This is a genomic window from Rhodovarius sp. (assembly GCF_040399605.1).
In the GTDB taxonomy this organism is placed as follows: domain Bacteria; phylum Pseudomonadota; class Alphaproteobacteria; order Acetobacterales; family Acetobacteraceae; genus Rhodovarius; species Rhodovarius crocodyli_A.
On record NZ_JBBARU010000028.1, the window covers coordinates 1 to 12585 of the forward strand.

General features: G+C 60.6%; 16 protein-coding genes. 4 read left to right on the plus strand and 12 right to left on the minus strand.

The window, feature by feature from the left end; all coding sequences use genetic code 11:
* The 11 genes from ABWP84_RS09300 to ABWP84_RS09350 form a co-directional block, all read right to left on the minus strand.
* The coding region (locus tag ABWP84_RS09300) for a cation transporter (RefSeq protein ID WP_353211746.1) at window positions 1-269 on the minus strand (269 nt) is incomplete at its 3' end.
* A 195-nt stretch (window positions 270-464) separates the two neighbouring features.
* Window positions 465-1307, minus strand: coding sequence for a hypothetical protein (locus tag ABWP84_RS09305; RefSeq protein ID WP_353211747.1), 843 nt, complete (start codon window positions 1305-1307; stop codon window positions 465-467).
* 302 nt (window positions 1308-1609) lie between these two features.
* A complete protein-coding gene (proB, locus tag ABWP84_RS09310) occupies window positions 1610-2719 on the minus strand; it encodes a glutamate 5-kinase (RefSeq protein ID WP_353211748.1) in 1110 nt (369 codons plus the stop codon).
* Entirely contained in the window at window positions 2716-3717 is a 1002-nt protein-coding gene (gene obgE, locus ABWP84_RS09315; protein ID WP_353211749.1) for a GTPase ObgE, read from the minus strand. The genes proB and obgE overlap by 4 nt, the downstream gene beginning before the upstream one ends.
* A 166-nt stretch (window positions 3718-3883) precedes the next feature.
* Window positions 3884-4153, minus strand: coding sequence for a 50S ribosomal protein L27 (rpmA, locus tag ABWP84_RS09320; protein WP_353211750.1), 270 nt, complete (start codon window positions 4151-4153; stop codon window positions 3884-3886).
* A gap of 12 nt (window positions 4154-4165) precedes the next feature.
* Window positions 4166-4480: a 50S ribosomal protein L21 gene (gene rplU / locus ABWP84_RS09325; RefSeq protein ID WP_353211751.1), complete on the minus strand. Its 315-nt coding sequence runs from the start codon at window positions 4478-4480 to the stop codon at window positions 4166-4168.
* Window positions 4481-4619: 139 nt separating this feature from the next.
* Window positions 4620-5420: a lipid-binding SYLF domain-containing protein gene (locus tag ABWP84_RS09330; protein ID WP_353211752.1), complete on the minus strand. Its 801-nt coding sequence runs from the start codon at window positions 5418-5420 to the stop codon at window positions 4620-4622.
* Window positions 5421-5503: 83 nt separating this feature from the next.
* Window positions 5504-6859, minus strand: coding sequence for an acetyl-CoA carboxylase biotin carboxylase subunit (gene accC / locus ABWP84_RS09335; RefSeq protein ID WP_353211753.1), 1356 nt, complete (start codon window positions 6857-6859; stop codon window positions 5504-5506).
* A gap of 5 nt (window positions 6860-6864) precedes the next feature.
* Complete coding sequence (gene accB, locus ABWP84_RS09340) at window positions 6865-7344, minus strand: acetyl-CoA carboxylase biotin carboxyl carrier protein (protein WP_353211754.1); 480 nt, start codon at window positions 7342-7344, stop codon at window positions 6865-6867.
* A complete protein-coding gene (gene aroQ, locus ABWP84_RS09345; protein ID WP_353211755.1) occupies window positions 7341-7796 on the minus strand; it encodes a type II 3-dehydroquinate dehydratase in 456 nt (151 codons plus the stop codon). The genes accB and aroQ overlap by 4 nt, the downstream gene beginning before the upstream one ends.
* Window positions 7797-7876: 80 nt before the next feature.
* Window positions 7877-8281, minus strand: a complete 405-nt coding sequence (locus ABWP84_RS09350; protein ID WP_353211779.1) for an Hsp20 family protein — start codon at window positions 8279-8281, stop codon at window positions 7877-7879.
* Between the two features lie 174 nt (window positions 8282-8455).
* On the opposite strand from ABWP84_RS09350, the gene def reads away from it, so the two are divergent.
* Window positions 8456-8974 (plus strand): peptide deformylase, encoded by a 519-nt coding sequence (def, locus tag ABWP84_RS09355; RefSeq protein WP_353211756.1) that lies wholly within the window; start codon window positions 8456-8458, stop codon window positions 8972-8974.
* 161 nt (window positions 8975-9135) lie between these two features.
* Here the strand turns inward: def and ABWP84_RS09360 are convergent, their stop codons facing one another.
* Complete coding sequence (locus ABWP84_RS09360; RefSeq protein ID WP_353211757.1) at window positions 9136-9873, minus strand: aspartate/glutamate racemase family protein; 738 nt, start codon at window positions 9871-9873, stop codon at window positions 9136-9138.
* A 215-nt stretch (window positions 9874-10088) separates the two neighbouring features.
* On the opposite strand from ABWP84_RS09360, the gene ABWP84_RS09365 reads away from it, so the two are divergent.
* The 3 genes from ABWP84_RS09365 to ABWP84_RS09375 all read left to right on the plus strand — a co-directional run.
* Window positions 10089-11051, plus strand: coding sequence for a site-specific DNA-methyltransferase (locus ABWP84_RS09365; protein ID WP_353211758.1), 963 nt, complete (start codon window positions 10089-10091; stop codon window positions 11049-11051).
* Window positions 11052-11147: 96 nt separating this feature from the next.
* Window positions 11148-11894: a hypothetical protein gene (locus ABWP84_RS09370; protein WP_353211759.1), complete on the plus strand. Its 747-nt coding sequence runs from the start codon at window positions 11148-11150 to the stop codon at window positions 11892-11894.
* Window positions 11895-11939: 45 nt separating this feature from the next.
* Window positions 11940-12585 (plus strand): hypothetical protein (locus ABWP84_RS09375; RefSeq protein ID WP_353211760.1); only part of this gene is annotated, 646 nt, incomplete at its 3' end.

Consider the following 12585-nt stretch of genomic DNA (forward strand, 5'->3'; position numbering starts at 1 on the left):
AAGGCGGCGACCAAAATCAGCGCCCCCTCCAGCACAGCGGAAAAATATTCGGCCTTGTGGTGGCCATAGGGGTGATTGGCATCCCCCGGCCGGGCCGAGAAGCGCACCGCCGCCAGCGCCGCCAGCGCCGCTGCCACATTCACCACCGATTCCAGCGCATCGGCGAAGAGCGCCACGCTGCCGGTCATCCACCACGCCCCCAGCTTGAGCGCGAGCACCAGCACAGCCACGAGCACGCTGCCCGCGGCGATATGGACAGCGTTGCTCATAACGGCTTTTCGCATGCGGGCCGTAACCTAACCGAAATGGCGGAGGATGCGAACCGCGCGGCTGTCACCTTGTCGCAGGCATTGCGGGGCCTAATGCGCAGCAGTTGCGCCATCAGCGGGTGGTGCAGCCCGCGCTCGCCACCCGCGCAGCCATCCTGCGCCAGGCCAAAGGGCCGGCGCAGGATGATGTCCGCTTTATGCCGCGGGTCTGCGGCGGGCGGGGGGGGCCTGGCGGCTGGCCGCGGCCGCTTCCGTGCGCTCCAGCAGCTCCTCGATCAACTGGCCCAGGTCGCGTGACATCAGCCCGATCCGGGCCTCAAGCGGCTCAAGCAGCAGCTTAAGTCTCTCCAGGTCATCGCTGTCCACCGCGTTCTGGTTCAGAATGATCGCCGGCGGTTCCGCTGTGGGGGCCTGATCGGGGATAAGGCCATCGCGGCGCCAGGACGCCATGATCACCTCACGTGGCGTCGCCTCGCTGGGCGCGGTGCGGCTATTGAGGTAGCGCCAGACGCGCATGGGGAAGAGCGTCGCATTCTCCGGCGCGCGCCAGAATTCCTCCAGCATATTCTGCTGCAGCCGCAGGCGGCCGGTGGCGTCCACGCCCAACTGCCATACGCTGAGCGCTCCACCGACCCCACCGGCCACCATGCCGGTGACGGTTGGAATGGTGGCATTGGTGAAGAAGCTCATGCCCCCGGTCACCACCGCGGCGCCGGCACCAATGGCGATACCGGCCATGGCGAACTGATTATTGATATCGGCATTGCGCTGGTTGAGGTCATCCTGCAATTCGCCGATCCGCCCGCTCTGGCAGACGAGCGAAGACACCGTGCCCTGCACCTCCAAAATGGCGCGGTCAACGCTGAGCGCCACATGGTTGCTGGCAAAAGAATTGAGCCCGGCGGCGCCATTGCGGCCCGCGCTGCCCTCCACCGAGGCCAGCAGCGGGCCCGCAGCGCCGATCACATCGGCGATATGCACCGCCTCAGCGGAAACGCCAGCCGCCAGGAGGCCGGCGCGCTGCGCGGGCGTTGCCACCGGCAGAGGCGTCCGGCGGGGCGGCACCGGGCTCGTGCAAACGGCATCGCCAACAGTAATGTTATTGGAATTATTGGCGCAGGCACTCAAGCCTATCGCAGCAATTGAAGCCATCAAGATGCTTGCAAAGGTGCTGCTGCGTCGCGCGCGGAAATGTTGAATATTCATGCAATCCTCTATGTCTCCTGCATTGCAGATAGGCATGAGGCGTTACACTCGGCAATCGCTTAATTGTTATTTTACATGCATTATTGCGGTGGATTTAACAAAAATGCAACGAGGCGCTGCCAAGCCTTGCCCTCCTACAACAGCACCAGATCGTCGCGATGGATCAACTCATCCCGCCCGCGCCAGCCCAGCAGCGCCTCGATCTCCGCGCTGCGATGCCCAGCGATGCGCTGCGCATCGGCCGCATCATAGGCCGAAAGCCCGCGCGCCAACTCCTCGCCCGTGGTGGCGCGCACACTCAGCGCATCGCCACGCTGGAACTGACCCTCCACCGCCCGCACGCCGGCCGGCAATAGCGAGCGGCCCTGGCGCAGCGCCCGCGCCGCACCCTCATCCACCACCAGCACACCCTGCGGTGCGAGGCTGCCGGCAATCCAGCTTTTCCAGGCATTGCGGCCATCGGGGGCGGGCTGGAACCAGGTGCAGCGCCCCCCCGCCGCCAGGGCTGCGATGGGGTTGGCAATATCGCCGCGCGCAATCGCCATGGCGCAGCCCGCCCCGGTGGCAATCCGCGCCGCAATCAGCTTGGTGCGCATGCCGCCCGAGGAATAGCCCGGCGGCGGCTCCCCCCCCATGGCCATGATCTCATCGGTGATGCGCTCCACCACCGGCAGATGCGCGGCCTGCGGATTGTTCCGCGGGTCGGCGGTGTAAAGCCCGTCAATATCGGAGAGCAGCACCAGCGCATCGGCGCTGATCATCTCCGCCACCCGCGCGGCCAGGCGGTCATTATCGCCAAAGCGGATTTCGGTGGTGGCCACCGTGTCATTCTCATTGATCACCGGCACGCAGCCCAATTCGAGCAGCGTGCCCAGCGTGGCGCGGGCATTGAGGTAGCGGCGCCGATCCTCGGATTCGGCCAGGGTGAGCAGCACCTGTGCGGCGTTCATGCCATGCCCTGCCAGCGCCGCCTGCCAGGCACCGGCGAGGCGAATTTGGCCCACAGCGGCCGCGGCCTGCTTCTCCTCCAGCTTCAGCACCCGCTTGGTGAGGCCCAAGGCGCGCCGGGCCAGCGCCACGGCGCCGGAACTCACCAGCACCACCTCTGCACCATTGGCCCGCAGCGCCGCCACATCAGCGGCCACGCCCGCCATCCATTCGGTGCGCGGCGTGGCAGTCTTGGGTTCAACGACGAGGGCGGAGCCGATCTTGATAACGATGCGGCGTGCCTCGCCCAGCCTCATCGCCGCCGCTCCGCCGCAATCACATCGGCCAGCTTGCGCAGCAATGGGGGCACATTCTCACCCGTCACGCCCGAGGTCAGCATCACCGGCTTGCCGGCCGCGCGCTCCAGCGCCTTCACTCGGCTGGCGCGGGCCTGCGGCGTCATCGCATCCACCTTGTTCAGCACCAGGATTTCCGGCCGATCAGCCAGCCCGCCGCCATATTCCTCCAACTCGTTGCGAATGGTGCGCCAGGCGCTCACCGGGTCAGCCTGGCTGCCATCAATGAGGTGCAGCAGCACCGCGCAGCGCTCAACATGGCCGAGGAAGCGCGTGCCCAGCCCCGCCCCCTCGCTCGCACCTTCAATCAGGCCGGGAATATCGGCGATGATAAACTCTTCCGAATGCGACAGCCGCACCACGCCCAGCTGCGGGTGCAGCGTGGTGAAGGGATAATCGGCAATCTTCGGCCGCGCCGCGCTCACCGCGGCCAGCATGGTGGATTTGCCGGCATTGGGCAGCCCCACCAGCCCCACATCGGCAATCAGCTTCAGCCGCAGCCACAGCCAGCGCTCCTCACCCGGATAGCCCTTATCGGCCCGGCGGGGCGCGCGGTTGGTGCTGGTCTTGAAATTGGCATTGCCAAAGCCGCCATCACCGCCGCGCGCCAGCAGCGCTTCCTTGCCCGGTTCATCGAGGTCCGCCACCAGCGTCTCGCGATCCTCGGCCAGAATCTGGGTGCCGACGGGCACTTTGAGGATGACATCATCCGAGGCCGCCCCGGTGCGGTCCGCCCCCGCACCATTGCCGCCCTTGCGGGCCTTGAAATGCTGCGCGTAGCGGTAATCGATCAGGGTGTTCAGCCCATCCACCGCCCGGGCATAGACATGCCCGCCTCGGCCGCCATTGCCGCCATCAGGGCCGCCATATTCGATGAAACGCTCGCGCCGGAAGGCCACGACGCCATCACCGCCATCGCCGCCCTTCACATAAACCTTGGCTTCATCGAGAAATTTCATGTTCGTGCCCCCAGCAGCCAGTCGCCACACCAACCTCACCTGCTGGGCGCAAGGGGCGGCTGGCCCTCCCTAGACCCCCCCGCCATGGGAAGGGCTCGCTGGAAGAGCCGAAAACGAAAACGGGGGCCGCAAGGCCCCCGCTCAAAACACGCAAACGCGCGGGGGCTTATTCGGCCGCGAGTGCCATTGGCACAACCGACACATGCACCCGGCCTTCGGCCTTGCGCTCGAACTTCACATGGCCTTCGACCAGGGAGAAGATCGTGTGGTCACGGCCGAGGCCAACATTGGTACCCGGCTTCATCTTGGTGCCGCGCTGCTTGACGAGGATATTGCCGGCCAGAACCTTCTCGCCGCCAAACTTCTTCACGCCAAGCCGCTGACCGGGAGAGTCGCGGCCGTTGCGCGAGGAACCGCCTGCCTTTTTATGTGCCATGGGAAACGCTCCTTAAGCGGCAATGGCGCTGATACGCAGCACCGTCTCATGTTGGCGATGGCCGCGTTTGCGGCGGCTGTTCTTCCGGCGACGCTTCTTCAGCATCAGGATCTTCTCGCCACGCGCCTGTTCCAGCACGGTGGCGGTGACAGTGGCGCCTGGCACGACAGGTGCGCCCAGAACCAGACCTGCCTCGGTGGAAACCGCGAGCACATCGTGGAAGGTGATGGTGGCGCCGGCTTCGGCCTCCAGCTTCTCAACCCGCACAACGCCGTTCGGGACCACCCGGTATTGCTTCCCGCCGGTGCGGATCACTGCGAAACTCATGGAAAACCCCAAGCAATGGTCAAACAGACATTGTCAAACACATATCAGGCCGGAACCGCGAGCGGCACCAGCCGGAGGCGGGCTTGTAGCGCCGGCGCTGGGTATAAGTCAATCTCGTTTCCGCCCCTCGGCCCTGGCTTCAGCGCGGCGGCGGCGCCAGCGGCGAAGAGGTGACCGCACGCCGGCTCGATGGGCTGGAGCGGCGGCTGGTGGCGACCGGCAGCGGGGCAGGGCTCTCCGCCGCAGGCATGCCTCCCGATGCGGCGCTGCCATAGCGGGCGAGCACGGCGCGCAGCGGGTCAGCACCCGGGTTATGCGCTGCCACCTGCACCACGATCTGCCGGGCGGAGAGCTCCTGCCCGTAATAGGCCGTGTTCCATTCCGAGCGGGAGGACAGCACCGTCCCATCCAAGGCCACGCCGGCGAAGAGCCCGCGTGAGCGCGACACCGCCACGATATCGGCGCCCAGATTGGTGGTGGTGGCGCCCTGCACCGTGCCGCCATAGGCCGCTACTGCCACCGAGGCATCGGCGCCGAATTTGAATTGACTGTCCAGCACCGCATTCAGCCCGCGATCACCGCGGATGACCAGCAGGGTCTGGCTGTCCTGGATACCGAATTGGAAGCCGATATTGGCCGTGCCCACGCTGTAGAAGGCGGGCGATGACCAGCCGCCATTGCCATCACGGCCCAGCAGCACGCAATCGCCGCCCTCGCCACCGCCAAAGAAGGCAGCGCGGAAGACCCGCGGGCAGACCATCACCGCGCGGGCATTGCGCAGCAGGTTGCTCACACCCAGCAGATCACGATCATTGCCCAGCAATTCCTGCACGGCCAAGGTCGAACGGTCGACCAAGACCTGTGGCTCGCCGGTGCCCGGCGCGCCGGCGCAACCGGTGAGTCCCAGGGCAACCAGGCCCAATGCGATAAGACGACGCATGAAATCCCCCTGCCAAACTGTTCTGGCAGTATGATTCTATCCTGCGCAACCGCGTCGCGACAAGCGATTTGGCGAAGCCGCCCTCAGCCTTGCCGGGCGACGAAGCGTTCCAGCCAATGAATGGTGTAATCGCCGGCCTGAAATTCCGGGTCATTCATGATGCGGGTGTGCAGCGGGATGGTGGTCTTAATGCCATCTACCACCATTTCCGCCAGGCAGCGGCGCATGCGGGCGATAGCCTGGGCGCGTGTCGCGCCATGCACCACCAGCTTGGCCACCAGGCTGTCATAATGCGGCGGCACCGCGTAGCCGGAGTATAGCGCGCTATCCACCCGCACCCCCAGGCCACCAGGCGCGTGATAGGTGCTCACCCGCCCGGGCGAGGGTGCGAAGGTTTCGGGATCCTCGGCGGTGATGCGGCATTCAATGGCGTGGCCGTTGAAGGTGATATCCTCCTGGCCATAGCCCAGCGCCTCACCGGCGGCGACGCGCAATTGCTCGCGCACCAAATCAATCCCGCAGACCATTTCCGTCACCGGGTGTTCCACCTGCAGGCGGGTGTTCATCTCGATGAAGGCGAATTGCCCATCCTGCCAAAGGAATTCCAGCGTGCCGGCATTGCGATAGCCCAGTTCGCGCAGGCCGCGGGTGACATTGGCGCCGAGCGCGTCACGCTCCGCCCAACTGAGTGCTGGGCTGCCCGCCTCCTCCACCAGCTTCTGGTGGCGGCGTTGCAGTGAGCAGTCACGCTCGCCGAAATGCACGACATTGCCATGGGTATCGGCCAGAACCTGCAATTCGATATGGCGCGGCCGGTCGAGGTATTTTTCCAGATAGACCTCGTCATTGCCGAAAGCTGCCTTGGCCTCGGTGCGGGCGACGCGCCAGGCTTCTTCAAGCTCATCCTCGGAATGCGCCACCTTCATGCCGCGCCCGCCACCGCCGGCGGCGGCCTTGATGATGACCGGATATTTGATCTCGGCGGCGACGGATTTCGCCTCCTCCAGCGTCTCCAGCGCGCCAAGGCTGCCCGGCACCAGCGGCACGCCCAGCCGGCGCATGGCGTCCTTGGCCGAAATCTTGTCGCCCATCATGCGGATATGCTCGGGCTTGGGGCCGATGAAGGCCAGGCCATGCGCTTCCACCATCTCGGCGAAATTCGCGTTCTCGGAGAGAAAACCATAGCCCGGATGGATCGCCTCCGCCCCGGTGATGGCGGCGGCGGAGAGCAGCGCGGCCATGTTGAGGTAGGAGTCGCGCGCGGCCGGCGGGCCGATGCACACGCTTTCATCGGCCAGGCGCACATGCATGGCGGAGGCATCGGCGGTGGAGTGCACCGCCACCGTCCTGATGCCCATCTCCTGGCAGGCGCGGTGGATGCGCAGCGCAATCTCACCGCGATTGGCGATGAGAACCTTCTTGAAAGGGCGGGTGGGCATTCCGCCTACTCCACCAACATCAGGGGTTCGCCATACTCAACCGGCGTGCCGGGCTCGATCAAAATCCAGGCCACGGTGCCCGATTTTGGTGCCTTGATCTGGTTGAAGGTCTTCATCGCCTCGATCAGCAGCAGCGTCTGCCCGGCCGAGACCTGGCTGCCGACCTGCACGAAGGCGGCCGCCCCGGGTTCGGGCGAGAGATAGGCCACGCCCACCATCGGGCTGGTGACAGCCCCGGGATGCTTGGGGTCGAACTCGGCCGAGAGGGTGGGGGCGGCGGCGGCGGCCGGTGGCGGCGCCATGGCGGCAGGCGGCGGCGCCATGGGGGCCGCGGCATAGGTGGTGAGGGCCTGGGCCGGTATCACCCGCGCCACGCGGATGCGGCTGTCATTCTCGACCAGCTCGATCTCGGTGAGGTCGGTCTCGCGCAGGATCTTGGCCAATTCGCGGATCGCGGCCGGGTCGAAGGTGATGCTGGAGCTCATTGATCGTCTTCCTGTTGATCCGCCAGGATCCCCGCCATCGCGCGCATCGCGAGGGCGTAGCCTGCCACACCCAGCCCGCAGATCACCCCGGTGGCGACCTTTGAGATGTAGCTGTGGTGGCGGAATTCCTCGCGTTTGTGGATGTTGGTGATATGGACCTCGATCACCGGCTGATCGGCTATCAGCAGCGCATCGAGCATGGCGATGGAGGTGGTGGTGTAGCCGGCCGGATTGATGATGATGCCGGCGCTGCGGCCGCGGCATTCCTGAATCCAGGACACCAATTCACCTTCTATATTGGATTGGCGGAAATCAATGCCCAGGCCCAATTCAAAGGCGGTCTCGGCGCAGAGGTTCTCCACATCATCCAGCGTTGAGGCGCCGTAAATATGGGGTTGCCGCAGGCCCAGCATATTCAGGTTGGGGCCGTTCAGAACCGTGATGGTTTTCATGGATTTGCTTGCATCTCACATCGAGAGGCTGCGGTTAACACGCGCGGCGAAGCTGGGGCAAGTTTATGTGGGTGCAGGGCTCACTCATCATCGCGCATCATTCGGCTATTGACGACGGGGCGGGCCATGGTGGTGCCGCGGGCGGTGATGGGGATGGATTTCACCCTCACCTCGGGCATGGGGCGCTTGAGGTCCAGGTGGAGCAGGCCGTTATCGAGCCAGGCACCTTCGACATCGATGCCTTCGGCCAGGACGAAGGCGCGCTGGAATTGGCGGGAGGCGATGCCGCGATGGATGAAAATTCTGCCATCACCATCATCGCGCTGGCGGCCGCGGATGACCAACTGGTTGTCTTCTTGGGTGATATGCAGGTCATCCATCGAGAAACCGGCGACGGCGAGGGTGATGCGCAGCCGGCCATCGCCCGTCTGTTCGATGTTGTAGGGGGGATACCCTTCGGAATTCTTTTGGACCCTGTCGAGCATTTGCTCGAGATGGTCGAAGCCTAGGAAGAGCGGCGAACCGAAGACCGGCGAACGTGACAAGGCATTCCCCCACAAGGAGCGGATTGATGGGCGGCCCCGCAGGCGCCGGCGGGATACACATGGCAAGGCCGGGGGCGCGTTGCAAGCCGGGCGGGGCGGCGGTAAGCCTGGGGCATGAGCGAGACCCTGCCTATTCTATATGTGCCAAGCCCCATCTTGCGGGCCAAGGCCAAGCCTGTGGGCCCTGGCGATGAGGACCGGGTGCGGGCGCTGAGCGAGAAGATGCTGGCCACCATGTATGCGGCGCCGGGCATTGGCCTGGCCGCGCCGCAGGTGGGGGAATTGCTGCGGCTGGTGGTGATTGACATTGGGCCGAAGGAGGCGCCGGCGCCCATTGTGCTGGTCAACCCTGAATTGGTGGCGCAGAGCCGGGAATTGGCGGTGCGGGAGGAGGGTTGCCTTTCGCTGCCGAATATTTTTGGCGATGTGCAGCGGCCGCATCAGGTGAAGGTGCGGTATCAGGCACTCGATGGCTCGCGCCGGGAGATGGAGGGCGAGGGGCTGATGTCGGCCTGTTTGCAGCACGAGATTGACCATCTCAATGGCGTTTTGTTTGTGGATTACCTGAGCGCGCTGCGGCGCAATATGCTGCTGCGGCGGCTGGCCAAAGAGCTGAAGATGAAGGCGGAGTGAGGCTGGTGGCGCCAAAGATGTAGTTTACGGACAAATTCGAAAACTGGCGGCGGGCGGCCATTTTCCGCAAAATGTCGTATTCGGACAAATTGCCTGATGGGGGCGGATTTGGTTGTTCAAACAGCGGCCGGTAGGGTAGACGGCTGGGGGTTTGTTGTCAATTAATTCCTGGGTTGGGCGAGTAGGCCGGCCAAGGCGGGGCTGACGCCGGAGAGGGCGCGGCCGGAGGGGGCGGCGTAGCTGCCGGTGCTGGGGCGGGGCAGGCGCAGCCCGGCCAGGGCTTCGAGCAGGCGCACGCCGCAGGCTATACCATCGAGCAGCGGCACCGGGGCGGTGAGGTGGGCGGCCATGCCGGCCATGGCGGCGCCGCCGAGGACCACGCTATCGGCGCCTTCGGCCACCAGGGCCTGGATGGCTTGCTGCACCTGGGCGGTGACGGCTGCTGGGTTGGCCAGGGTTTGTTGCGGCGTGGCATCGACCCCTGCGAGGCCTGAGACCCGGGCGGAAAAACCGTGGCGGGCCATCAATTCCCGATACATATCCACGCCGCCGAAGGTGACGAGGCCGAAGCGGCCGCCCTGGGTGAGGGCGACGAGGCAGGCGGCTTCCGTCATGCCCAGCACGGGGCAGGGCATGAGCTGGCGGGCGGCTTCGAGGGCTGTGTCATGGCTGACGGCGAGGAGGACGCCATCGAGGTTTTGTCCGGCGTGTTCGGCCAGGAGTTCGAGCAGGGCGTGGCTGGCTATGGCGTTTTCGACCCGGGTGGAGATGACTTCGGGGCCGAAGCGGGGGGTGGCGGGGATTATTTCTGTGCCTGGGGAGGCGGCGGCGCGGGCGGAGGCGGTGCAGAGGGTGGTTATGGCTTGGGTGGTGTTGGCGTTGGCTAGGAGGATTTGCATGGGGGCACAGCATAAGGATTTTTTAGGGAGCGATAAGTAAGGTGGACTGCGCCTAACTCGCTGATCAAGGCCGGGACGGCGTATCAGGATCCAAGGAGATGCTCGTCAGCGTGGTTGTTATGCGGAAATCTAAATTCATGCTAAAAAATTTTTTGCTAAGAAATAACATTGGCTCTGGCGAAGGCCATCTCAACGCTGCTATAAATTAACGGTTGGTGGGGATTCGTGTGTCAAAGTCACGTGTGCTTAACGATCAGCAAGGCGACCTGAAGCTGACCCATGGAGATGTCTTGGACGCGCTTGATCTAGTACCAGATCAGAGCGTCCAGCTTGTGGTCACATCGCCCCCGTATAACCTTCGTAAGATTTATGAGCGTGACCAGAAAATGTCGCTCGATGAATATGTCGCTTGGCTTACTCCAGTGGTTGAAAATATTTGTAAAAAAGTTACTTTTGCCGGTAGCATATGCTGGCAAGTAGGCAATTTCGTCCGAGACGGTGAGGTTTTTCCGCTTAATTACTATTTTTATAATATGTTTATAAAAAATAATTTTAAATTAAGAAATAGAATTATTTGGCGTTTCAATTTTGGTCTCCATTCAACGAAAAGATTGTCTGGTCGATATGACACGTTACTATGGTTCACTAAGACTGATAATTATACATTCAACTTGGACCCCATACGTGTACCACAACTTTATCCAGGTAAGCGGCACGCGGCGAGCAAGGGTGGAGCTAGGGCTGGGCAACCAAGCGGCAATCCTCTGGGCAAAAACCCATCGGACTATTGGATTTTTTCCGCTGAAAATTGTTTTTGGGAGCATCCTATTTGGGAAATTCCCAATATTAAAGCAAATCACCCAGAATTCACCGCGCATCCTTGTCAGTTTCCACATGAACTAGCTGAACGGTGCGTGCTTGCTTTTTCGAAGGTTGGCGATACTGTTCTTGACCCTTTCATCGGCGCTGGGACAACTGCGGTAGCGGCGATTAAGGCAAATCGTCGTGTCATTGGTATCGATCGCAGCGCAGACTATCTAAGGCTCACCCAACAGCGCGTTGTAAACTTGCGTGCTGGCAATCTTGAACTCCGCCCATCAGCCAGGGGCGTTCGACAGCCAAAGGCTGGAGAGCGCGTGAGCCAAGTCCCCGATGAGTGGTCGCAGGCGGCCGAGTAACGTCGAAGGAAAATTAAGAATGTCGGCAATTAAAGAAAAATCTGCTACAAATAAAAAAACAAAAAAAATAGGCTAACCCCTCAAGACAGGGCGAAAATGAAAATACAACGCGATCATAGATCCACCATACGTTCTATTTTTTCAGATTCTGGATTCAGTCACGTCCTTGACGTTAGCGATAAGCAAATAACTTTCGATAATCAGTCGAGTGATATTGATGATATATTCATTTATGAAAATATCATTGTGGTTGCAGAATATACCTGTGCGCAGCCTTCTGGAATTGGTGATCATCTTAAAAACAAGAAGATATTTTTTGACAAAATACTAAATAATCCTACCAATTTTGTGAAATTTTTGAGAGACAAATTCCCAAATAATGCGAGTAAATTTGCTCATAATTATCATTTAAACCAGTTGATAATACGAATTTTGTATTGTTCTCGTTATGATTTCGATGAGAAATACAAAATCAATGTGCCGGGACCGTGCTATATGGATTACTCAGTAGTTCGTTATTTCGCGGCAGTGGCAGGCGCAGTTCGAAAATCAACGCGCTTTGAAATTTTTCACTTTCTTGGGGTTGGCACCGCGGGCATAGGCCAAAGTGGAAAAATACAGGTTAGTTCTGCGTCTTACGATTATGCCGGTTCGCTGCTGCCAGAGGCGCATTCGAATTTCAATGACGGCTTTAAGATAGTTAGCTTCTATGCAGATCCTGACGTTCTACTAAGAACCGCTTACGTGCTTCGTAAAGAGGGCTGGCGTAATTCGCCTAACCTCTATCAGAGAATGATTTCGAAGCCGAAAATCGATTCGATTCGTAGCTACCTCAAGGAGTAAAGGCGGGTATTTGTAAATAATATAATCGTTACTCTTCCACCAGAAGTGAAGCCTCTCAACGAGAAATTAGAAACAGTAGATGCATCAATTTTAAATTCAACAGCGCCGGTAACGATAAAATTACCCGACAAGCCGAATAGTATTGGAATCATTGATGGTCAGCATAGAGTATTCGCGTATCATGAGTCAAAAGACGATGATGCGGATATAGCTGCGCTGCGCATTCAACAAAATTTGCTCATTACGGGAATAATATATCCAGAGGGAATTTCTGATCTAGAACGTGAGAAATTCGAAGCTAAGCTTTTTTTGGAGATAAACTCTACCCAAACCAATGCGAAGTCGCAACTGAAACAGGCGATCAATTTGGTCCTGGAGCCTTTTGCGGTAGAGTCGATTGCCGTGCGTGTGCTCGAACAACTGTCCCGATCAGGCCCCTTAAGTGGGGTCGTCGAGCAAAATTTTTTCGACACTAATAAGCTTAAGACGTCATCAATTGTCAGATATGGGCTAAAGCCACTCGTCAAGACTGGCGGAATGGACTCGTTGTTCTCAATTTGGACCCATCAACATCGAATCGATGTTGAAAAAAGCAAAAATGACATGGCATTGGCCGAATATGTCAAGTTTTGTTGTGAATCAATAAACAATATTCTGATGTCGATTCGGAAAAATCTTGGTGCTGGGCGTT

Bases quoted from the DNA above. Each gene is read 5' to 3' on its own strand.
- accB (WP_353211754.1), bottom strand. From the start codon at position 7,344: ATGAGCTCCAGCATCACCTTCGACCCGGCCGCGATCCGCGAATTGGCC.
- ABWP84_RS09330 (WP_353211752.1), bottom strand. From the start codon at position 5,420: ATGCGTCGTCTTATCGCATTGGGCCTGGTTGCCCTGGGACTCACCGGT.
- obgE (WP_353211749.1), bottom strand. From the start codon at position 3,717: ATGAAATTTCTCGATGAAGCCAAGGTTTATGTGAAGGGCGGCGATGGC.
- def (WP_353211756.1), top strand. From the start codon at position 8,456: ATGAGCGAGACCCTGCCTATTCTATATGTGCCAAGCCCCATCTTGCGG.
- ABWP84_RS09370 (WP_353211759.1), top strand. From the start codon at position 11,148: ATGAAAATACAACGCGATCATAGATCCACCATACGTTCTATTTTTTCA.
- proB (WP_353211748.1), bottom strand. From the start codon at position 2,719: ATGAGGCTGGGCGAGGCACGCCGCATCGTTATCAAGATCGGCTCCGCC.
- ABWP84_RS09350 (WP_353211779.1), bottom strand. From the start codon at position 8,281: ATGCTCGACAGGGTCCAAAAGAATTCCGAAGGGTATCCCCCCTACAAC.
- accC (WP_353211753.1), bottom strand. From the start codon at position 6,859: ATGCCCACCCGCCCTTTCAAGAAGGTTCTCATCGCCAATCGCGGTGAG.
- ABWP84_RS09360 (WP_353211757.1), bottom strand. From the start codon at position 9,873: ATGCAAATCCTCCTAGCCAACGCCAACACCACCCAAGCCATAACCACC.
- rpmA (WP_353211750.1), bottom strand. From the start codon at position 4,153: ATGGCACATAAAAAGGCAGGCGGTTCCTCGCGCAACGGCCGCGACTCT.
- aroQ (WP_353211755.1), bottom strand. From the start codon at position 7,796: ATGAAAACCATCACGGTTCTGAACGGCCCCAACCTGAATATGCTGGGC.
- rplU (WP_353211751.1), bottom strand. From the start codon at position 4,480: ATGAGTTTCGCAGTGATCCGCACCGGCGGGAAGCAATACCGGGTGGTC.